At 39.0% G+C, this 20,811-nt stretch carries 16 protein-coding genes; 3 read left to right on the top strand and 13 right to left on the bottom strand.

Annotation, left to right across the window (positions count from 1 at the left end; translation table 11 throughout):
* Nucleotides 1-20 precede the first annotated feature (20 nt).
* From GVV20_RS03920 to GVV20_RS03905, 4 genes are all read right to left on the bottom strand, one after another.
* Nucleotides 21-605, bottom strand: a complete 585-nt coding sequence (locus GVV20_RS03920; protein ID WP_159740173.1) for a uracil-DNA glycosylase family protein — start codon at nucleotides 603-605, stop codon at nucleotides 21-23.
* Between the two features lie 10 nt (nucleotides 606-615).
* On the bottom strand, nucleotides 616-2,055 hold the full coding sequence (locus GVV20_RS03915; protein WP_159740172.1) for a DUF438 domain-containing protein: 1,440 nt from the start codon (nucleotides 2,053-2,055) through the stop codon (nucleotides 616-618).
* A 180-nt stretch (nucleotides 2,056-2,235) separates the two neighbouring features.
* Nucleotides 2,236-2,943, bottom strand: coding sequence for a DNA/RNA non-specific endonuclease (locus tag GVV20_RS03910; protein ID WP_159740171.1), 708 nt, complete (start codon nucleotides 2,941-2,943; stop codon nucleotides 2,236-2,238).
* A 276-nt stretch (nucleotides 2,944-3,219) separates the two neighbouring features.
* Nucleotides 3,220-4,173 carry an alpha/beta fold hydrolase gene (locus GVV20_RS03905; RefSeq protein WP_159740170.1) on the bottom strand — a complete coding sequence of 318 codons (954 nt, stop codon included), beginning with the start codon at nucleotides 4,171-4,173 and terminating at the stop codon, nucleotides 3,220-3,222.
* 158 nt (nucleotides 4,174-4,331) lie between these two features.
* Here GVV20_RS03905 and GVV20_RS03900 point away from each other — a divergent pair, with 158 nt between their 5' ends.
* A complete protein-coding gene (locus tag GVV20_RS03900; protein WP_159740169.1) occupies nucleotides 4,332-4,793 on the top strand; it encodes a hypothetical protein in 462 nt (153 codons plus the stop codon).
* A gap of 97 nt (nucleotides 4,794-4,890) precedes the next feature.
* Here the strand turns inward: GVV20_RS03900 and GVV20_RS03895 are convergent, their stop codons facing one another.
* The 8 genes from GVV20_RS03895 to GVV20_RS03860 all read right to left on the bottom strand — a co-directional run bounded on the left by GVV20_RS03895 (nucleotide 4,891) and on the right by GVV20_RS03860 (nucleotide 16,074).
* Nucleotides 4,891-5,355 (bottom strand): hypothetical protein, encoded by a 465-nt coding sequence (locus GVV20_RS03895; protein WP_159740168.1) that lies wholly within the window; start codon nucleotides 5,353-5,355, stop codon nucleotides 4,891-4,893.
* Nucleotides 5,352-5,843 (bottom strand): hypothetical protein, encoded by a 492-nt coding sequence (locus tag GVV20_RS03890; protein ID WP_159649628.1) that lies wholly within the window; start codon nucleotides 5,841-5,843, stop codon nucleotides 5,352-5,354. The genes GVV20_RS03895 and GVV20_RS03890 overlap by 4 nt, the downstream gene beginning before the upstream one ends.
* A 179-nt stretch (nucleotides 5,844-6,022) precedes the next feature.
* On the bottom strand, nucleotides 6,023-8,581 hold the full coding sequence (locus tag GVV20_RS03885; protein ID WP_159740167.1) for an InlB B-repeat-containing protein: 2,559 nt from the start codon (nucleotides 8,579-8,581) through the stop codon (nucleotides 6,023-6,025).
* A 300-nt stretch (nucleotides 8,582-8,881) separates the two neighbouring features.
* Nucleotides 8,882-10,306 (bottom strand): glycogen synthase GlgA, encoded by a 1,425-nt coding sequence (glgA, locus tag GVV20_RS03880; RefSeq protein ID WP_159740166.1) that lies wholly within the window; start codon nucleotides 10,304-10,306, stop codon nucleotides 8,882-8,884.
* A 32-nt stretch (nucleotides 10,307-10,338) separates the two neighbouring features.
* Nucleotides 10,339-12,132, bottom strand: coding sequence for a 1,4-alpha-glucan branching protein GlgB (gene glgB, locus GVV20_RS03875; protein ID WP_159740165.1), 1,794 nt, complete (start codon nucleotides 12,130-12,132; stop codon nucleotides 10,339-10,341).
* 22 nt (nucleotides 12,133-12,154) lie between these two features.
* On the bottom strand, nucleotides 12,155-13,309 hold the full coding sequence (gene glgD / locus GVV20_RS03870) for a glucose-1-phosphate adenylyltransferase subunit GlgD (RefSeq protein ID WP_159740164.1): 1,155 nt from the start codon (nucleotides 13,307-13,309) through the stop codon (nucleotides 12,155-12,157).
* Nucleotides 13,309-14,445, bottom strand: a complete 1,137-nt coding sequence (locus GVV20_RS03865; protein ID WP_159649632.1) for a glucose-1-phosphate adenylyltransferase — start codon at nucleotides 14,443-14,445, stop codon at nucleotides 13,309-13,311. The genes glgD and GVV20_RS03865 overlap by 1 nt, the downstream gene beginning before the upstream one ends.
* 417 nt (nucleotides 14,446-14,862) lie before the next feature.
* Nucleotides 14,863-16,074 (bottom strand): ABC transporter substrate-binding protein, encoded by a 1,212-nt coding sequence (locus GVV20_RS03860; RefSeq protein ID WP_159740163.1) that lies wholly within the window; start codon nucleotides 16,072-16,074, stop codon nucleotides 14,863-14,865.
* 741 nt (nucleotides 16,075-16,815) lie between these two features.
* Here GVV20_RS03860 and GVV20_RS03855 point away from each other — a divergent pair.
* Complete coding sequence (locus GVV20_RS03855) at nucleotides 16,816-18,513, top strand: sensor histidine kinase (RefSeq protein ID WP_159740162.1); 1,698 nt, start codon at nucleotides 16,816-16,818, stop codon at nucleotides 18,511-18,513.
* A complete protein-coding gene (locus GVV20_RS03850; protein WP_159740161.1) occupies nucleotides 18,510-20,090 on the top strand; it encodes a response regulator in 1,581 nt (526 codons plus the stop codon). Before GVV20_RS03855 ends, GVV20_RS03850 begins: the two co-directional genes overlap by 4 nt.
* Nucleotides 20,091-20,164: 74 nt before the next feature.
* On the opposite strand, the gene GVV20_RS03845 is transcribed toward GVV20_RS03850, so the two are convergent.
* A complete protein-coding gene (locus tag GVV20_RS03845) occupies nucleotides 20,165-20,713 on the bottom strand; it encodes a DUF6933 domain-containing protein (RefSeq protein WP_159740160.1) in 549 nt (182 codons plus the stop codon).
* Between the last annotated feature and the right edge of the window lie 98 nt (nucleotides 20,714-20,811).

Here is a 20,811-nt window from a genome sequence, read left to right as displayed (position 1 = left end):
GTTTGACACCTTGACCTAGATCAAGTGTTCAATACTTTTTGAATACACTTTCTAAAATCCGGAAGAATTTCTTCTGCAAATTCTGGGTGCCGTGACATCCATACCTGATTTCGTGGTGACGGATGTATCAAGGGAAAATAGTGTGGTAGAAATGCTTTATAATGGAGTACATTTTCAGTAATCGTTTTATATGCGCTCGGTTTGAGATACGCATTTTGTGCATACATTCCCACGAGGATAATCAGTTCAATATGAGGCATTGCTTCAAGAAATTGCGGATGCCATTTTTGGTAGAACTCTGGCCGAGGGGGTAAATCGCCTTGTTTTCCATGTCCTGGAAAGTAAAAATCCATGGGAAGTACAGCAATCAGGCCACTTTCATAAAATATGGAGTCATCGACCCCCATCCATGAGCGCAAGCGAACACCACTTTGATCATGAAATACACCTTTCATTTCCTGTGTCTTGGCACCTGGTGCTTGTCCAATAATAAGGATGCGAGCACGCGCATCGACCATATAAATAGGTTCCCATCCTTTTTCAGTAAATACTTTATTCTCAGAGTCATGCTTGATTTGTGTTCGTAACATTTCAAATTTATCCATCACTGCCTCCTTAGTCACGCAAGCGTTTTTGACCACTGATTGCCTGATAGGGCTTAATGTCTTGAGAGACTTCTAAGGTTCCCATGTAGGCTCCAAATTGATCCCGAACTGCATAGTACGTAATGTAGATTAGTTTCCCTTTGATTTCTATCCAAAAACTTTCTTCATCTTTCGCGCCAGATTTAAAGTCCCGTAAAATACCTTCCACAATATCCAGTGATTTTGGGGGATGGCAGTGCTGAACTTGTCGTCCAATCTGGGCTTGAGAACGGAAAAAGAGGCGATCTTTGGTTTGATTAAAATACTTAAAGGTATCATTTTTATCGACGAATGTAATATCTATCGGCAAGAGATTCAAGACAGCTTCCAGTTCTTCAAAGCGTAACGTTCCCACTTTAAAATGAAGTGAATTATCCCGTGTCGAAAGATCATCCTTAACACGGTCATAGAACGATTTACGAACAGGAACCCATTCTTGAGACGGGCTAACTAAGCAGTACCCGATTTCTTTTGAATCATGGGCTACTTTAAGCCAATCGTCTTCCGTAACAACATCAATAATCATGGGCAAAAGAATCATTTCTTCTTTGAAAATCATATCTTCGATACGTTTTCTTAGTGCTTTAAAGATTTCGTAGACCTCTATCGCTGGTAACTCTGACACCGATTGATGAAAACCCGACAGGTCAGCACGGATTTCATCGTCGACGCCCCACATAACTTGTGGCGGTGCCGTAAAACCGTGTTTTTCTAAGAGTGGAAAAAAGCATTCTTCTTTCCGTTTATAATGTTTTTCAATATCGAAAAGCTCATTAACCTGCATTAAAATCCCAAACTTAATCGAATCATCTGCTCCGTTTACATACGCTTGTAAAGTTTGGTTAAGTGTTTCTAGTAGATCCGTTATAGCTTTATTTTCTGCTTTTAAAACATGGACTGGATGACCTGGAATGTCGATATCGTTCATGCTTGCATGAATGGCTTCAATCGAGCCATTGAACACATCTGCATGGATATCACAAAGGCGTTGAATCTCTCCAATTGGCATCCCTTCTTTCACAAGTTCTTGTTCCATAGCGACAATTTCCGAAGCATGTACGCTGCCAAAGTGCTTTTGAAAATCTTCTTTGACATGCTCTGGATTTTCCCCTTCGTGAAGCCGCTTGATTAGAGATCCTAGGGTTCGACTTTCGGTTTCATGTTCATCGTTCGCTGCTATTGTCTCATCGATAAAGCGGTGCACACTCCCTTGTTCTTCTAACCACTTATTGAGTGCTTCCACGTCTTTATCAAGATGTTTGAGTCCTTTACGAATTGTCACAACTTTTCCCACCGTAGAAAATTGCAAATCGTGTTTCATCGGTTTGAACCCAAATTCAACCAAGATATTTCGCAATTCTGGGTCTTTTTGTACAATGTTATAAAATGTTTCATCGATACGTATCTTCATGGCATTCCCTCGCTTTTCTTTAATCATAGCACCCTTTCTGTAAATACATGTCCCTTACAACATCCACGATATTAAATTTACGTTCATATATAAATCAATTTCATAATTGTTGCAATCTAAATGTGCAAAAACCCACATCTTTCACAGATATGGGTTTTATCATTAACTCAGTGGGTCAGATTAGACTTTTGGTTTTGCTTGCTGTAAATTCTGGTTCGTCCCATTGTTTTTAAAACTATGTTCATACGTTTTCTTCCCAGTCTTCGGATTTTGATAATCCACATCATACGACACCGTAAAGCGATCTGGACGCAGTTCATCATTATTATAATTTATCACAACACTATAATTCGTAACCGGGTTATTGTTTTGCATATCCTCTACAATTTTACGTTCCATTTTACGCCAGCCCCCGCTTCGATTAAGAACCTCATTTTGTGCGACAAGGTTATACAATGATCCATTACCTCCTAATTGATTCGCTATCATATGACCGGCATCATCACTACTTGTATCACCCGGTGTTTTTTGTTGACGATCACAAAGGCGTTTGTTGCCATTGTATCGCTCGTCATAGTTTGCGAAGAAGAGTTCTGGTGCGTAGATATATTTTACGCGGCCTTGGTCATCTGTTTTTGCGTAATACGCAAATTCTCCTGACGCAGATATATTTACCGTTGTATTTTTTTTCAACTTTGAAGTCTTACAGTTATCAACGATGGGGGCATTTTTCATTTCTTCAAAACTGATGTATTGATTGCCCATGCTTGCATCAACAGATACAATTGGGTTCGCTTCTTTCGTAACATTTTCATGTAACGAACTAAACGCATAGTAGACTACCCCTAAAAAAGCAAGCAGCGCTAAGACTAAAACAATTTTTTTCATATCGACTCCATTAACTTATCATAGACTTGTATTATAGCTTTTATCACTTCAATCTTCCAGTCTCGAACGTTCAAAAAGACTGCACTCTCGAACAGGTTTCCGTGAATCCAGAGGAATTGGTTAGTAAACTTCTATATTTTGGAACCAAAGCACGCAGTAAGTTCGATCAACTTATTAAAACCAAATTTCGCTTAATCACCACGATAGTTCTCACTAAAGGACATAAACCATTAATCTTCACACAACAAAAAAACTCCAGAAACTGGAGTTTTCGCTTTATTGTGGTTTAACAACAAATTCATTAAGGAATGCTTTTGTTTCTTTCACGATTAATTCTGAATGTTCAAAGTGCAAGAAGTGATCGCCATCGATAAGCATCATTTTTCCATTATCAACCGAATTTGCTTGTTCCTCGTGCAATGCTTGCCATGTTGGAATTGGTTCATTGAACTCTTGAACAAATAAATAAACTGGCATATCTTTCGGTAGTGAGTAGCCCTTGGCATCATCAAAAATTTGACTTAGATTCCCTAGTTCATTGAGTAATGTGTCATTTAGACTTGTATTACGGGTAAAGTAAATGTATTGATCAACATCTTCTTCAGGAACAAATGAAGGAACCGTTGGTTTTCCAAAAGGTGGCGTCATTGTAAGCTGTAAGAAACCGAGTTTATCTGCGAGACGGAGTACCGTTGTGTCCATTGGGAACATCGGTTGTGTCGGAACACTCGTATCAATTCCAATAAATGCCTTCGCCTCTCCAGGGTATGTATTAATATAGCTTAACATGTAGATTCCTGCAATCGAGTGTCCCATGAAGATAAAGTCATCAATACCCTTCGCTTGAAGTGCCATATGAATTTCTTCAACCATGTTTGCAGTTGTACGTTCGCGGTCTGTTTGATCGCTTAATCCATATCCGAAAGGTTCTACTAAGACAACACGATAATCATCTTTAAGCTTTTCAGTCACAGGGTCGAAGCTAATTTTTGGAGCAATGGTTCCGTATCCAGGAAGTAACACAATTGTTTCTTTTTCTTCGCCTTCTCCTGTAATATACATGTTTATATTTTTACCGAAGACTTCTACTTTTTCACCATAATCTTCGATTTTCTTACGATCTGATGCTTTTCCAATTTTTCCAAAGATAAACATTGATGATAACAACACGAGCGCTGTTACAACAATACCAATAACAATGCGTTTAAAATATTTCCAAAATTTTTCCATTTTTGTACCTTCTATCTCCTAAGAATGTCTTGATTGTTCGCAAACATTCAATCGGTATGTTTATGTTAACGCGTTTAATAATAGATGTCAAATATTTACCCTCAATACAACTTGAAATGTATGTGATATAATTTTTTTGCAGTAGGGGGAACACTAATATGAAACAATCAGCAACACAAAAAGCAAAAATTATCTTTGGGTACACGGTCTATGGTTTTGGAATTGGTGGTATTGTGTCACTGATCTTAGTCGTTACCAAAAAAATACCGGATAAGTTCGAGCAGATTATGGCGATAGCCTTACCAATTGCAATCGTCTACATCACCTATAAAATAATCAAAACCTTTAACACCCTTGAACTTGGAGGTGACACGGTATGCATTCGCACTATTTTTGGCAAAACGCACATTTTTACACGCAATGATTCTGGATTTTATGGCAGTATTGGTGGTTTTACCATTTACCAACAACAATTTGCACCACTCCTGTATCTGACAGTTGTTCAAAAATCAAACGGAAGACAGCAACGCTTTCCACTTGCTGGATACGACCAAAAAGCCATCGATCACATCGAAACAGCGCTTTTTGATGTCAATGACACAAAAACGACCCTTGATTAATTATTGGGTCGTTTTTTAATTATCTTCTTGACAGTATACTAACTATTTAGTGAATGAGAAATTTTTAAAAAAACCACTACGCGTAGTGGTCAAAATATTAGTTTAAGCGTTGTGGTTCATCTTTAACAGTATGACCTTTGAGGATATTAAATAATTCGTCAAATTGACGTGGCCCTAATGGCTCGCAATTCAACATTATTTCTTGGTCACCCTTGTATACGTACAAATTAATTGTATCGGTAGAACCTTGGCTTGATACTGTTTTATAGCCAAATTGGCAATCTTCAAAATCGTAGCGAGATTCTTTAGAGCCTGACTTATATGTAAGTCCTGTTGCATCAACTGTAACCACAACCTTTTCATCAACGACTAACATTTTCAACATCCAAAGGAAGATTAATGCCGACAGCCCAATCGCAATCATTTCTTGCATCTTGGCTTCAAGGCCTGTAAATTGGAGCAAGAAATAGGCAGCAATGTAAATAAAGACAGGTGTAAAAAGTGTATATAAAAGGTTCTTTATAATGTTTATTGGTGTTCGTTTAAAGACGCGATTTGTCATTTTGTGACTTCCTCCACACTGTATAAGTTTGTATCCAAGTCATAGCTTAGACGATATGTTGTGTTTGGTGCACAGTTAATTTCAACATGCACTGGATCGGAATACGTCGTAACACTCTTATGCACAACTCCAGGTTTGGTATTTTCATAACTGACTAAGAGTTTGTTTACGCCTGGTTTAACAAGTACACCGTATTTCATCTTTTCTGAGTAATATTGTGATTCTTTGGTTGTTGCCTTGTTGAATGTTTTAAAGTCCAATTGGACAGGTTCATCGTTTACTTCATACAGATGAATGGTTGTCGTGCTGATGTATCCTTGTTGGTTCAATAGAATGCGTGCTGCATCTGGGTGATTGTCTAAAAAATCAACCTTCCCAGCTTTTGCACGTCTCATAGAAACGATTGAAAATACGACCGCGATAAGCATAAATCCAACGTATAGCCATATCATTGGATTTTCATTCACAAAACTTATAATCTTCTCCATAATTTTCCCCCTATTTATTTGGTTTACTCGTGATAAGCGTGCTTCCATCCCCTAATGCATACTAAGCAAACTAATCACAATATAATAGTTGTACCATATGTTCTGTAAGATTACCATAAACTGTATCGTTTTCTTTTCCAAACTTAACAAAAGCGCTTCAAATTTGAAGCGCTTTGACATTAAGCATCTAAATTTCGACGTTTGCGTGTTGCGTGTTTCAATGTGATTCCCATTAGGATAAATGTCAATCCCACCATGACTTGGTACGTTGACTGTACACCGGTTGCAGGTAGGCTCGGTTGAGATGTTGTGACATCCGGTGTTTTATTCACTGGACCCCACTTCGCATAGAGGGTCATTGTTTGATGGACTGTGTCCATCTCAAAGTTCCATGGTCGTGTGAGTGAAGCATCGGTATACCATCCGTCAAAAGTATAACCATCTCGCTGGGGATCCTCGGGTTGTAGAATAAGTGTATCTTTTTTGAGACCACTCAGTGTCGTAACATTTGAACCACCATTGCTATCGAAGTAAACCGAAACGGTGTCATTTGTGCTCCCACTTTCAGAGTCAGCCGGGTTCCACTTTGCGTGGAGTGTTAAGGCTTCATCAACTGAGCTCATTTCGAAATCCCAAAGGATCATCAAACCTTCATCTTGATACCAACCCACAAAACGATACCCATCACGAATTGGATCATGAGGTTGTGATACTTTTTCGCCATGAGAAACTGTAGTACTAGGAACCTCTGTTCCACCATACGTTTCAAATGAGACTGTGTACGTGTTGAGATTCCATTTTGCGTACAATGTCATTTCGCTTGTCGGATAATCCTTGTCAAAGTTCCAAGGTGTTGAAAGATCCTTGTTTTGATACCACCCATCAAAAGTATAACCAATTCGAATTGGATCTATCGGTTTTGTAACCGGCATTCCATGCTCTGTGGTGGTGCTCGGAATCACTGTTCCACCGTTACTTTGAAAATGAACCTGATAGCTATTTAGAAGCCATTTGGCATGAAGTGTCGTATCTTTCGTCAGCAACTCGGTCTCAAAATCCCATTTTTGAGTCAACGTATCATCATGATACCATCCTACAAATTGATACCCTTCCCGTATTGGATCTGCTGGTTGGGGTACTTTTTCACCATGGTTGATATCTTCGATGGTCGCCACTGGGGTTCCGCCATACGATTCAAACATTACGTTGTAACGTTGGTAATCCCAGAGTGCATGCAGAACCGTATCATCAGTCACAGTGTCTGTTGCAAAATTCCATTGACGTGTAAATGTTGCGTCATGATACCATCCATCAAAACCATATCCTTCGCGATGTGGTGCAGCAGGCTCCTTTATCGTTTGGTCGTACTTTACATTTTTTATTGGTGCAACAGGTGTGCCACCACCGGTTTCAAACGTAACAGTATATTTTACTTCGTTCCATGCTGCATACAAAGTCATATCATTGGTAACTGTATGTTTTTTGAAGTCCCATTTTGTTTTTAGTGCCGGATCAGAATACCAGTTTTTGAAGGTATAACCGGGACGTGTTGGTGGCGTCGGAGCCGGAATTGTTGTGCCATGATGGACATCTTGGATCTCAGCAATCGGCGTTCCACCATTACTTTCAAATTCAACCGTGTAGATGGATTCATTCCACGACGCATAAAGTGTTATTGGTTCTGTCACAACATCATGATCAAAGTCCCAAATATCTGTGAGTAGTGCGTCTTTATACCATGCCCCAAAGCCAAAACCATCACGGAATGGTTCATCTGGTTCTACCAATAACTGACCATATGGAGCATTGGTGATTGGTTGTACTGTCGTCCCACCATTACTGACAAAGCGTATCGTATAAACCTCCGGGGTCCATTTCGCATATAAGGTTACTGCTCCGGAAATTTTGTCATTATCAAAATTCCAAGCCTGAGTTAGCGCTTCATCATGATACCAACCAGCAAATGTGTGTCCAACTTTCGTTGGGGATTCAGGCTCAACGAGAAGACTCCCATGTTCAACGTTACTTAGAGGGTTCACCGGTGTTCCCCCATTTGTCTCAAACGAAATCGTATAGACGTCCATTTTCCATTTTGCAGTGAAAGGAGCGTCCCCAGCCTCAAGGTTATCAAGTTCATTCCACGCAACACCAGCATTAGTTAACCAATACAAAAACGTTCCACCCTCACGGGTCGGAATTTCATAATCATCATAGAGCGTGATTGGTTCGCCATAATACTGGCGAATCGAGTTGAATTCATAGCCCGTGCTAAACGTTCCACCGGCTGCATCATAACGCATCGTCTTCGGTGAAATAGGGTTATAGGATGATGACCCTCGTTCGATGGAATAGTCTAAGGTCTCATCAAGAACGACATCAACCCGTTTAGCACCATTGCTTAAGCTGCTCATTTTTTGTTTGAAATTATACGTCGTGTCCGTGGGACCTGTAGCGTAAACTTCTTCTTTAATTACCGTTCCACCAACTTCTTGGTCGTAATACAATCCGCGTAAGGCAATGCCTTCAGGCACCATTTCCTTCGTATCGGTACGACGAACAACGGTCGACACTTCAAACTGAACATTATTCTTAAATTGCTCCGATATCAAAATGTCTCCACGATTAACAATCGCTCGTGTGTCATCATTCGCATATCCTAGATTTAGGTTACTCATGAATACTGTCGTTAGCATTAATAAAACAAGAATGACCTGCACTGCTTTTTTTCGTATGTTCATTTGCCCCTCCTCAAATTTGAAACATTTTTTTATCAAATAGTGTGAGACGCGGATCCGTTAGCGACTGCATTGGCATGCATTTTAGATTTCAATATTTGGTTTTATTGACTCATGACTATAACTTCCCCACATTTCTAACCTATTTATACTTATAATATCGTAATTCTACACCATACTGTATTAAGTAAGTACAAATGTTATGTGAAAACCAAGGATATGTAGTCTTTGTGAATCCTCTTAAAGTTAGATACATACGACAAATATTCATAAAAAAACCCACACACTGGTGGGTCTTCTTTCTTACAAGTTGCGGTACAAATCGCGATAAGCTCTTGCGGATTCTAGCCAATCAACATCCGTTTTCATAGCATTTGTTTGTAGCGTCTTCATGAAGCGCTTATCGCCAAAGACGCCCACTGCACGTTCAATTGCACTGTAAAATTCGTCATTGTTGAAGTAAGTAAACGAAACACCTGTTCCTTCACCTGTATACACATTATAAGGGATTACGGTATCTCGTAAACCACCTGTTTCGTGAACAATTGGCAGTGTCCCATAACGCATTGATATAAGTTGGGAAATTCCACACGGTTCAAAGGCTGATGGCATCAAGAAGAAGTCACTACCAGCATATATTTCATGAGCAAGGTTTTCATTGTAGCCTTTATAGAAACATACATTTTTAGGGTACTGGTAAGCAAGGTATGCGAGACGATCTTCATAGTGCGGATTTCCAGATCCCAACACAATTACTTGTGTCCCCATCCGTACAAGGTCTTCCATCGTATCAATCAAAAGCGTCACGCCCTTTTGATCTGTTAGGCGTGTAACCATTCCCAAAAGCGGAATATCAGCATCAACCGTTAATCCGTAGTTTGCTTGTAAGGATGATTTGTTTGGTGCTTTGAGATCAAGTGAATCAACATCGTAAACCGACGTTAACAACGTATCTTTTGCAGGATTCCAAAGCTTTGTGTCAATGCCATTGACGATCCCCACTAAGTCTGGCTCACGCAATCGAAGCACACCATCCATGCGCTCTCCAAACTCAGGCGTTAATATTTCTCGCGCATACGATTGAGAAACTGTTGTAATCTTGTCTGCATAAAAGATACCACCCTTCATGTAGCTGATACCATCATCAAAGTTTACACTGTTGTCGTATACCAAATCCATTGTAAGGTCAAAGCAATCTGTTAAAACACTATTAGGGAAATTGCCTTGAAATGCGAGATTATGAATGGTGTAAACATACTTTAAGTGGGCAATCCGTTCATGCCATTTGAACAACGTTTTGCCAAGTACAGGAATCATTCCAGTATGCCAATCGTGGCAATGGATTACATCGAAAACGGTATCATGTTCTAATATAAAATTCATAACAGCCAATTGAAAATATGCAAAACGTCCGCCATCATCAATATAACCATACAAATTATCGCGTTCAAAGTACTCACGGTTTTCCACAAAATATGTGGTAACGCCACTCATTGTATGAGCAAAAATGCGTGAATCTGTATCGAACATTCCATGCTTCACATGAATGGTCTTAACATACTCTAACTCAGGCATCATTGTTTCGATAATTGTTTGATACAAAGGCATTATCACCGAAACAGTTACTGCACGTGTTTTTAACTTAGCTGGGAGTGAACCGACAACATCTGCAAGTCCTCCACTTTTGGCGTAAGGCAAGCCTTCACTTGCGGCAAATAAAATATTCATTTTGTCTCCTTTAGTCTTTCGGACTGCTTCCTTTATTCTTTGATGAACATCATGCTACCAAAAGGCGCAATGCGTGTCCGAATTCGATAATCGAATTGATGTAGCGGTTCGGCGGTGCTGGATAACTTAGAATAGTTCGTCATATCACAGCCTTCATAAATTGCTTTCTCTGAATTAATTAATTCCCGATATACACCTGATTCCGGTACGCCAACGTCATAAGTTTCATAAGCGTTGGGTGTCATATTAAGAACTACAACAATGGTACTTGTCGTGCCAACCCGATAATAACTAAAAATACTCAAGTCACTGTTATCAACCTCAATCCACTTAAATCCATCTAAGCAATAGTCCTTTTCAAACAAAGCATCGTGATGTGTATAAATGTGATTAAGATCGTGCATATACCTTCTAAAAGCATCGTGGCGCGAATAATCAAGCAAAAACCAATCCAGTGGTTTTTCTTCGTCCCATTCGCGAAAATGCGCAAGTTCATTACCCATAAAATTTAATTTTTTCCCAGGGTGCGTCATCATGTACATGTATAAATTTTTAGCCAACGCAAATTTTTGGTCATAATTACCCCACATTTTATCGACAATCGTTTTTTTACCATGCACAACCTCGTCATGAGATAAGGGCATTAAAAAGCGTTCACTGTAGAAATACGCCATGCTAAATGTCATCGCATGATGGTGATCTTTTTTATACACTGGATCTAACATATAATAACGAAGTGTATCATTCATCCACCCCAAGTCCCATTTGTAATCAAACCCAAGTCCACCGTCCGCTACCGGATGGGTAACTTTGCCGTAATCACTGGAATCTTCCGCAATTAACATCACTGTTGGATAGGTTGCTTTCAAACAACTGTTCATCGTTTTTAAGAAGTGAATCCCTGGTTCGTTGACACCATGGTCACGATTGCCTTGGTAATAGATTAAATGTGAAACAGCGTCCATTCGCACTCCGTCAATGTGACACATTTCAATCCAGTAAGCGATGCTCGATAAGAAAAACGTTTGATTCGCAACGCGAGAGTAATCAAAATATAAGGTCCCCCACTCAGACTCATCCACGTTTTCATAAAGTGCACTGCCATCAAACTGACGTAACCCATGCGCATCTTTTACAAAATGAACAGGTACAACATCTAAAATAACGCCGTAACCATGTTGGTGCAAAACATCAACAAACAGTTTAAATTGTTCTAAAGACCCGTACCGTTCCGTCACAGCAAAAAAACCTGTAACTTGATAACCCCACGACCCTAAAAAGGGATGCTCTGTAATCGGCATCAGTTCGACATGCGTATATTGCATAAAACGTAAGTAGTCTACGAGCTTATATGCGAGCGATTCGTAGGTATCAACACCATCATGAACCCATGATCCTAAATGCACTTCATAGATGTGCATGGGTTTATCCATATTCGTCGTACGTTGTTTCATCCAGGCATCATCGTTAAATTGATAGCGGTTGATATCAACAACTTTGCTGGCATACCCGGGTGCTAATTCGTGATAAAAGCCGTAAGGATCCGATTTTTCGACATAGGTCCCTTGATGGTTAAAAATACCAAATTTGTAGACGGCCCACTCACCGATACCTGCAACAAATAATTCGTAAACTCCAGCATCATTAATACGATGCATCCAATCTTGGCAATAATTCCAACCATTGAATGCACCCGCAAGACTTACTTTTGCAGCGCTCGGTGCGTAAACTCGAAAGACGACACCACCCTCAACAAGATGCGCACCAAAATAACGGTACGCATCATGGCTGAGTTGATGTGGAAACGTTGTAACATCAAAACTCATAAAAGTTCTCCTTATCAGTAAATTACAGGGAATCTTGGCATTCGACACATGCACCTTTGCCAATAATTATTGGTGCATATTTGGTTCCAACTACAACAGCATTCGGTTGAACAACAGCACCTTTTTCAATAATTGCGTACTCAACACGAGCCCCTTCACATACTTTGACACCCGAGTGGATAATGCTATTTGACACATGGGCATTTCGTGCTATGGACGATTTTCGGGAGATGATGGATGAATCCACTGTTCCTTCTATGATGCATCCCGTTGCCAGCTCGGCATTATGAACCGATGCACTTTCAGCATAATAGGTTGGTACTCCACTCTTCGAACGTGTATTGATGGTATTGCTGCCTTTAAATAAGGCATTTAAGTTTGTAGGCTCAAGCATCGACATATTTGCAGCATAGTACGAAGCTAAAGAATTAATAACTTCTAAATATCCGGTATATTCATACATACTTGTGCGATACAAGAGTGAATAACTACGGATTAGTGATCCAATGTCTACGAATAGATTTCCTGCCTCAGCACGGTTAAAGATATCGAACAAGACTGCTTTATTTACAAGATACACATGACCATCGATGGCATGACGCTCATCATCTTTGGTGTTACCCAACATGACCCCTTCAAGATAATCTTCATCATCAATGCGGTAGTATTCGTCGGCTTTGTATGATTTTGTTTTTTCCGTAGGGATTGATTTATAAGCGATGGTTATTTCAGCATCACGTTGTTGATGGAATTTCGTTAATGCTTTAACATCAACATTATGGACTGCGTCCCCTTCCATGATTAAGACATAATCGGCTTCCGAACGATCAATGAAGATACGTTGGTTTTCGTAGTAACGTTCTCCCGACTCAAGCATCAAGAAATCTGCGAGTTTACGACGTTGTTGCGAAAATGTAAAGATACCACCACTCACAGCACCGTGTAGATCCCATTCACGACCACTTCGGACATGGTCATAAATGGCACGACCACTTTCCTCGATAAAAATTGCGACGGAATTGATGTGTGCTGATGAAATTGCTGATAACGAAAAATCGATAATTCGATAACGTCCTGCGAACGGTAAGGCCGCGATTGGACGTTGCTTCGTTAATGGATGCAATCGAGTTTCATGACCTGCTAAGTTAATAATTGCACATACACTATTCTTTTTCATTATTTCTTTACCCCCACAACTTCGTGATAACCAATTACTTGAATCGCATCTTTACTTCCGATGACTTGAGATCCATCCGCAATCACTGCATGTTCACCGACAATTGCATATTCAACATTGACATTTTTGCCAATGGACGCCCCTGCCATAATAATTGATTGCAAGACTGTACTATCAGCACCCACTTTAACATCTTGCGATAATACAGAGTGTTGGACAGTACCATCGATATAGCATCCGTCACCAATCATTGCGTGCTTCACAAACGCATTTTTAGCAATGTATTGGGGTGGTGATATGGTATCCTTCGTATAAATTGGCCAGTGGCTATCCCGTATATTTAAGCTGTGATCCAAATCCAAGAATTCCATGTTCGCTTCCCATAAGCTCTCAATGGTTCCGACATCTTTCCAATATCCCTCAAAGGCGTACGCAAAGACACGCTCTCCATTCGCAATGTATGCCGGAATAACATTTTTACCAAAGTCTTCCATACTACGTTCTGTTGCTTGATCATGAACCAACATAGCACGCAATTTAGGCCAATCAAAGATATAAATTCCCATCGACGCAAGTGTACCTTTAGGTTCCTCTGGTTTTTCGTGAAATTCAATGATACGACCTGAGGTATCTGTTTCCATGATGCCAAAACGTGAAGCTTCTTCTAAAGGAACATCGATAACGGCGACCGTTAATGCTGCTTCGTTTTCTTTATGGAAATCAAGCATCGCTTCATAGTCCATTTTATAGATATGATCCCCCGACAATACCAAGACATAATCCGGATTTTTAGAATCGATATAACTGATATTTTGATAAATTGCATTAGCAGTTCCACGGAACCATTTTTCGCCATCTTGACTTGAGAAAGGTTGTAGTATTTTTGCGCTACTATTACGTCGTGAGAGTCCCCACGATGCCCCATTTCCGATATGCTCATTCAGCTCAAGTGGTTGGTATTGTGTTACTACCCCCACATCAAAAACATTTGAATTCGCACAGTTACTTAATGTAAAATCAATAATTCGATACTTGCCACCAAACGGAACAGCAGGCTTCGCAGTTTCTTTGGTTAATTTACCCAAACGCGTTCCTTGCCCTCCCGCCAAAATCATTGCTACCATTTCATGTTTCATACTACTTCCTCCTGTAGTCCACAGTAAAAAGCAACATATACCCCCCCATAGCATATTTTGAATATTATCTACGTTTAATATATGTCAACTTCCCAACAAATTAACAGATATTGCGCCAGCATTTTTCATTGATAAGAACACTAAGTTATCGCCTAAATATGAAAAAAAACCACCCAAAGATTACTTTTTAATGGTACTTCACTAAAAAAATAACTTTGAATGGTTAGCTCTAACTTATGATTAAATTATAGCTATTTTGGTGTGTTTTGTCAATGGTCGAAGAGACTTCGAAGCGTAATTTATTATGTTTGTTTGTACGATAATGACGTTCCCTCACAAACCTGTTTCCCACTTACAAAAAAACAAAAAGCGCATCCCTGAGGATACGCTTCTTGGTGTAGGTGTGATGTACATTTTCTATTTGTATGCACGCTCTAATCGACTTAAAATTTCGTGTGCCCGGGCGCTGTTGTCAGTGGGTTTAGGTGCATAAATGACTGCCTCAACTTCGTCACTTAAGTTCTTTTGAAATTGTGTCGATTGATTAGGGTATGCGAATGGTTCAGCATTTGCAGAGCGTGACTGTAAATGCTCCATATGGGTATTCTCTTGATAATAGTCATTATTCTCTTCAATGTCTGCGGGAGCAGATCCAATAACTCGCGCAAATTCTTTTTGGCACAGTGGGCGGGCCATGTACTGTGCAACTTGTGCAGCTTTTTGAGGATCTTTTGAATCCTTACGAATAGCGAGGGCATTAGAATACAGCGTTCCGTTCTCATGGCCAGTTCGTGATGGCATGGGGATTAGATCGTAGTTCATATCTGGCGCTTCATCTTGTAGAAGCCCAATGTACCATGTTCCGGCCGTAGTCATGAGGGCGGCACCATCTGCAAAGGCGGCACCATCCCACGTATATCCTTCATCTTTTGGGTTCATAGCTAGTCCCTCGTCAAACATCGTAAAAATGTAGGTTAATGCCTCACGATTCGCTTCCGAATTAATTGCGGATCCAAAACGCCACCCGCCTCCAAATGAATTCATGTATTGCGTTAGATGGTAGGTATCTTCTGTATTAATAATTAAGCCCTCAACACCATATTTTTCAACTTCCTTGGAAATTGAGCGAACATCGTTCCATGTTTTTGGATAAGCACCTAAATTATACGCATCCCACATATCACGATTAATCGCCAAGACCGCCGGTGAAGCAGTTAACGGGATTCCATATTGTTTGCCCTTATAATTCCATACATTCACTGCAGAAGGCTTTGAAGTTTCCAAGTTGATATTAAATTCATCCAAAGGCAACAAAAAACCTGCCTCAATGTATTCCAAATGATTTTCATTCGTGAGTGAAATAACATCAGGAACTTTGACGCTCTCATCCCGATTAACCATTGCACTCCAAAATGCAGTCGCACTTTCATATTTATGTAACTCCACACGCGTATTTGGCACCACATCTTCGATGCCTTCAATTGCAGTTTGATATACTAAATCTTCTCTTACGTCTCCCCAATACGCAACAGAGATTATACTTTCTTTATCTTCATTTTTCTTGCCTGTTGAACATCCCGTAGTGATCAACATCAGTACAACAAATAAAGATATGATTTTCTTTCGCATGGCACATCTCCATCTTCTACAAAAAGTATAATATAGATAGTTGCTTCCTTTTATTCTCTATATTTGCACTTCATTAATGAATTTTGTCATTTCTGTATAAATTGTGTCCTTAGACAAATATTCTATATATTTCTTACTTGAAAGTGCAAAAATAATTAAGAAAATGCAATTATTAAAGGGGGCACAAAACGCATTATATTAACTATAATTTAAGTAGATTTAGAAGACAGCTAGCACACACATCAACATATCATGATGTGAATTACTAGTTTAATAAGCATTAGGTCGGGGGGGCTAATGTTTATCGACTCCACCTTGCAACATATCATACAAGGTTATGCTAAATCTACATCGAATGCGTCGGACACTTGAACATAATCTAAGCACGATTGACATTCTACACACCAATGATTGTTGGGTCGGGGGGGCTAACATTCATATGGAATATCTGGTTTCCTACCAGATCGCCTTTCAATGAAGAACAGATATCGTATTTACAAGTGTGCAAGCACAAAAGATACCAAGGATACAACCTATATCCTTGGTATTTTTTTGTCCTTCATTCGTGTTGGTCTAATTCCCACCAAAATGTGTACTGTGTTATAATGTGAATAGTATTTCAAGACTTTATACTTATGACGTCAACCTTGCCCCCAAATTGCAATCACAGACGTCGTTACACAATCAAAATAGGAAGGCCTTGGGAGATTACGATATACAATCGCCACCCCATGTAAACCCATGAAAAAAAATTCAATTAAACATGATATTATTAAAAAACAACTGCTTTTGATTATCCCAATTTTGACCTTGGTTTTTGTTCTGTCATTCTATACGATTATTAAAACTTTCACCGAGCGGATTACACAAACCAGTAATATTAGTTTGCATCAGATCGACAACATGCTTGATACCAGTCTTCGCCAGTCTATCAAATCCCTCGAAGCACCATATGCAAGTCAAGAAATGATGGATATACTTCGCCAGGACGCTACCGTTTATAGCAATGATGCCTGGGCTAAACAAACCGATACAATTCAGATGAATCAACAACTCCGTTATCGAATTTTAAATGCCAATATTTCTATTTCTAACGTGTCACTGATTCCAGCAAACCGTGAAGAAGTATATCGCAGTGCACTCGATTTTGCCGAAGCTGATACCGGAACTTACGCGGACGCAATAACCTCAGACTGGTATCAAAAAGCATTAAACCAACAATCTTACTTCTTACATATTGATAAGAGTTGTGATGATTGTAAGAATCTCTCAGTCGTCCAACGCATCAATGATCCAATAACTCAAAACACGCTTGGCGTTCTAAAATTGGATGTTGATATGAAACAACTTGAGAACTTTGCCATCAATGCTTTAATTAATCCCGACGACTTTATTATTATAGGAATTGGTGATGAGAACTTACAATATTCTTTAGTTGAATGGGAAATTGTTAAAGTCCCCAATACCGCAGACTTCTTTGTAATTACCGAGTTTGAAGGAACTTATCCTGGATTTTATTTCTCTTACATCACCAACTATAGCAAGATGTTTACCGTGCTTGCGATCCAATCTCTTATCTTATTAACAGGGTTTATTCTACTAATTTACATTGTGATGCGTAACATCACCAAAGTGACTGATTCAATTGCCTCCCCTGTCCTTAGCCTTAAAAATGATATGCGTGAAGCCATGGATGGTGATCTAGCTGTTAGAAGTCCGCAACTTGAGGGGGAATTCCAAGACCTCAGTGATGCCTTCAATAGCCTGATGGAACAACTCGAAATTCAAGTGGAAGACATTCGCCAAGCAGAAATTGATAAGAGTGATTTACGCTACGAAATCTTATTAACCAAAGTGAATCCACATTTCTTATACAATACGCTGAATGCATTAAAATGGAAGGCTGAGTCAATTTCTGCCTATGAACTTGCAGGCTCAATCGAAGCGCTTGTTAATTATCTAAAATCAATTCTCAAAAATGATAGTAGTACAAATACCGTTGCTGAAGAACTCGAATTACTCGAAAGTTATATCAAAATCATGAGGCTTCGTTATTCTGATGAAGTTGATATTGACTATGACATCGACGAAGAAACCTTTGATATTGAAATCATGAAATTCATTCTTCAACCACTCATCGAAAATGCATATATTCATGCATTTACCAACGAATCAAACAATCAAGTGATTCAAATCTCAATCACGAAGTACGATCATGAAATGCTTATTAAAGTGCGTGATAATGGAAAAGGTGTACCGACCACCAATCTTGAGGCGTTAACGCGCAAACGCAACAGTTCGAGTACTCAAGTCGGCTTAAACAATCTTAACCAACGCCTAATTCAACATTATGGTGAAGTGGCAGCCTTAGAGATTGAAAGTGATGCACAAAGCTATACGCAATTCACGATTCATATACCCTTGGAGGACATTAAATGATGAAAATACTCTTTGTCGATGATGAAAAAAAAATCCTTCAGTATCTAAAAATATTAGTTAACTGGGAAGAGCATGGATATGAGTTTTTGACCGCAAGCAATGGTAAAGAGGCGGTCGACATGCTACAGGAACAACAAATTGACGTCATGTGTTTGGACATTACGATGCCTATCATGACAGGTTTGGATGTCCTTGAATGGATGTCAACCCGAGACTTCGCAACACGCGTTGTCGTTATGTCTGCTCATGACGAATTTGAAATTGTGAAAAAAGCAATGCTTTATGGTATTCATGACTATATTCTTAAAACGGATATTTCTCGCGATAATATTATCAAAATGATTGATGGCGTAAGTGCTGAAAATGAAGCAAGACGTACTAATGGCCAGAAAGACTCCCTCATTGCCGAATATCAAGTTAAAGAAATCTACAATGAAACACTCGCACAATTTGAACATTGGTTGTTTCAACGAAGCAATACCATCCCCAATTTATCGGTGATTGATTTACCACAACAAATGCCACATTACGTTCCCATGATTATTGCGATTGAAAATTTTGACCACGTCCTTGAGCGTTACGCAGAGCGGGATATCCTCGAATTTGACTTTGTCTTAAAAAACATAATTCAAAATACATTTCAAGAGTGTAAGTTCCTTCACGTTACCGAGAAATCTGGTGCTTATGCAATTCTACTGAACATGCACAATTCTTATTTCTTTGGAAGCTTCACGAAAACAATTCAAGACAAAGCCAATCAGTTGCATAAGAGCCTTAGCAAATTCTTAGATATCCATAATTCAATTTACTATGTTGACGAAGTTATTGCACTTTCTGACGTCAAAGATACATTCAAAAGCCTTGAGGCCTTACATGAAATGCACCGTTTGAAAGATGATGCAGCAGTTCATAACCTTACAGAATTTATGTTTATTAATGATTCTAAACAGGCTGGAAGCCAACAATTTTTGAGTGATTTACATGCTGCTTTCGACCAAGAAAACTTTGGTTCGATTGAACTTGTAATGGATCAATATATTGAACAAATATTCAACGAAAAAATCATTTTAACGTATGACCAATTTGCACTAATGATACATAACGCCTTCTATGTTTTCATTGAGAAGAAGAAACTTGAGTTTCCAAATTTCAATTTAACCAACATGCCCAATTTGGAAGTTATGAAAGCTACCCTTCGAGATTTTATGTTACCAATGCAAGATAAGGAACTTGCGAGTTCATCCAACTACATCGTAAATAAGGCAATGATGTATATTAAAAATCATTATTTTGAAGACATTCATTTAACCGTCATCGCAGAAAATGTCGATGTTACCCCTTCATACTTGAGTCGGCTCTTCCCCAAAATTATTGGAAAATCTGTTGTCTCGTATATCAATGAGGTTCGTATTATAAAAGCCAAAGAACTCATTGAAAACGAAAGTCTTAAGTTTTATGAAATCTCTGAGATGGTTGGCTTTAGCTCACCGATTATCTTCTCAACGACTTTCAAAAAGGTAACCGGAGAAACACCGGGTGACTATCGTAAGAATTACTTTGCCAATCAAAAGCAATAGAAAAGACCACGGAGTCGTATCGACAACCGTGGCCTTTTTTATAAGTATTATCAATGTTTGTTACGCCTTTAATTCTAGAGAACAGCATTGTCTAAATACCGCTCAATTAGGCTTTCTACAAAAAGTTCTCCTGAAAACGTGTATTCTTTTCTGTTATTGTGTTTACGTGTCACAAGCCAATCAAAGTTCAAGTACGCATTGACATCATTAACCTGTAAATTATTATTGATCACAAAGTTAGCCAGAAAGTCTAAATCGTCAAAAAGTGAAGATTGGAGTAGATTGAGTGATGAAATCATCGACTTGTTTACCAACTTCTCGAATTCTAGCGTTTTATCTTCTTCGAAGTACATCATTAACAACTGTACTACCTCATAGTCGTGTCTGTACAGTTGCAAGATTGCATGTCGGATAAAGTTATCTAAATATTGTATATCATCGTTTCTTACATCAAAGAGTGCGAAACTTAATTTAGTCTGTTCATTAATTACAAGTAAACATATTCTACGTTGAACGTAGAATATTTTCATGCCCCAACGAAATAACGGCTCATTTTGTCCGGATGAATCCATAATATTTATTTTAAATCGCTCGACAGTTTTTTGTGTTGGACTAATTATCATATAGATCTCCCTTGCTTTTATTATAACGAAATAATGATAATTATGTCGTTTGATTCATATATTTAGGTTATTTATCGAAAATATTTTGAGATTTAGAG

The organism is Erysipelothrix aquatica, from assembly GCF_009828775.2.
In the GTDB taxonomy this organism is placed as follows: Bacteria; Bacillota_I; Bacilli_A; order Erysipelotrichales; family Erysipelotrichaceae; genus Erysipelothrix; species Erysipelothrix aquatica.
The sequence above is the reverse complement of the archived record's forward strand: the minus strand, read 5'-3'. Positions and strand labels throughout refer to the sequence as shown.

Excerpts from the sequence above, each read along its gene's own strand:
- GVV20_RS03920 (WP_159740173.1), bottom strand. The coding sequence starts at position 605 with ATGGATAAATTTGAAATGTTACGAACACAAATCAAGCATGACTCTGAG.
- GVV20_RS03915 (WP_159740172.1), bottom strand. The coding sequence starts at position 2,055 with ATGAAGATACGTATCGATGAAACATTTTATAACATTGTACAAAAAGAC.
- GVV20_RS03910 (WP_159740171.1), bottom strand. The coding sequence starts at position 2,943 with ATGAAAAAAATTGTTTTAGTCTTAGCGCTGCTTGCTTTTTTAGGGGTA.
- GVV20_RS03905 (WP_159740170.1), bottom strand. The coding sequence starts at position 4,173 with ATGGAAAAATTTTGGAAATATTTTAAACGCATTGTTATTGGTATTGTT.
- GVV20_RS03900 (WP_159740169.1), top strand. The coding sequence starts at position 4,332 with ATGAAACAATCAGCAACACAAAAAGCAAAAATTATCTTTGGGTACACG.
- GVV20_RS03895 (WP_159740168.1), bottom strand. The coding sequence starts at position 5,355 with ATGACAAATCGCGTCTTTAAACGAACACCAATAAACATTATAAAGAAC.
- GVV20_RS03890 (WP_159649628.1), bottom strand. The coding sequence starts at position 5,843 with ATGGAGAAGATTATAAGTTTTGTGAATGAAAATCCAATGATATGGCTA.
- GVV20_RS03885 (WP_159740167.1), bottom strand. The coding sequence starts at position 8,581 with ATGAACATACGAAAAAAAGCAGTGCAGGTCATTCTTGTTTTATTAATG.
- glgA (WP_159740166.1), bottom strand. The coding sequence starts at position 10,306 with ATGAATATTTTATTTGCCGCAAGTGAAGGCTTGCCTTACGCCAAAAGT.
- glgB (WP_159740165.1), bottom strand. The coding sequence starts at position 12,132 with ATGAGTTTTGATGTTACAACGTTTCCACATCAACTCAGCCATGATGCG.
- glgD (WP_159740164.1), bottom strand. The coding sequence starts at position 13,309 with ATGAAAAAGAATAGTGTATGTGCAATTATTAACTTAGCAGGTCATGAA.
- GVV20_RS03865 (WP_159649632.1), bottom strand. The coding sequence starts at position 14,445 with ATGAAACATGAAATGGTAGCAATGATTTTGGCGGGAGGGCAAGGAACG.
- GVV20_RS03860 (WP_159740163.1), bottom strand. The coding sequence starts at position 16,074 with ATGCGAAAGAAAATCATATCTTTATTTGTTGTACTGATGTTGATCACT.
- GVV20_RS03855 (WP_159740162.1), top strand. The coding sequence starts at position 16,816 with ATGAAAAAAAATTCAATTAAACATGATATTATTAAAAAACAACTGCTT.
- GVV20_RS03850 (WP_159740161.1), top strand. The coding sequence starts at position 18,510 with ATGATGAAAATACTCTTTGTCGATGATGAAAAAAAAATCCTTCAGTAT.
- GVV20_RS03845 (WP_159740160.1), bottom strand. The coding sequence starts at position 20,713 with ATGATAATTAGTCCAACACAAAAAACTGTCGAGCGATTTAAAATAAAT.